The sequence below is a fragment of the Novosphingobium indicum genome (assembly GCF_014645195.1).
In the GTDB taxonomy this organism is placed as follows: domain Bacteria; phylum Pseudomonadota; class Alphaproteobacteria; order Sphingomonadales; family Sphingomonadaceae; genus Novosphingobium; species Novosphingobium indicum.
On record NZ_BMLK01000102.1, the window covers coordinates 1 to 698 of the forward strand.

Annotated in this window: 1 pseudogene; it reads left to right on the forward strand. The window is 63.5% G+C overall.

Annotated features, from left to right (window positions below):
• Window positions 1–29: 29 nt before the first annotated feature.
• Window positions 30–698: pseudogene (locus IEX64_RS24325) on the forward strand (IS630 family transposase); the annotation flags it as partial.

Here is a 698-nt window from a genome sequence, read left to right on the forward strand (position 1 = left end):
ATCCGTGCTGGTGAAGGAGGCCGGCATGGATGGCTCTTTCGATGGATTTGCGCACTCGGCTCTTGGCAGCGGTGGATAGTGGATCGAGTTGTCGTGCTGCGGCGGCCCGGTTTGGTGTTGCACCATCAACGGCGGTCCGCTGGCGGGCACAGCAGCGCGAGACGGGTGACATTGCCCCAAAGCCCCTAGGCGGCGATATGCGTTCGCGGCGGATGGAAGAGCGGGCAGCGGACATTCTGGCCATTTGGGAGGAGCGCAGGGACATCACCCTCGGAGAACTGCGCTTGGCGCTGGCAGACAAGGGTATGGACGTTTCCGTTGCCGGCCTACATCGCTTTTTTGTTCGCCGCGGACTGACGCGCAAAAAAAGACAGGCCATGCGATAGAGCAAGATCGACCCGACATCCTTAAGCAGCGTCAGGACTGGTTCGAGGGTCAACTCGATCTCGAACCGGAGCGTCTGGTCTTCATCGACGAAACCTGGACCGCGACCAATATGACCCGCAGCCACGGTCGTTGCCCGAAAGGCGAGCGGCTGCGGATGGGCTTCCCGCACGGCCACCGCAAGACCACCACCTTGGTCGCCGGCCTGCGCATGACCGGCATGGTCGCGCCCATGGTGCTCGATGGGCCGATCAACGGCGACTGGTTCGAAGCCTACGTCGCCCAGGTCCTCGTGCCGGAACTGCGGCCCGGCG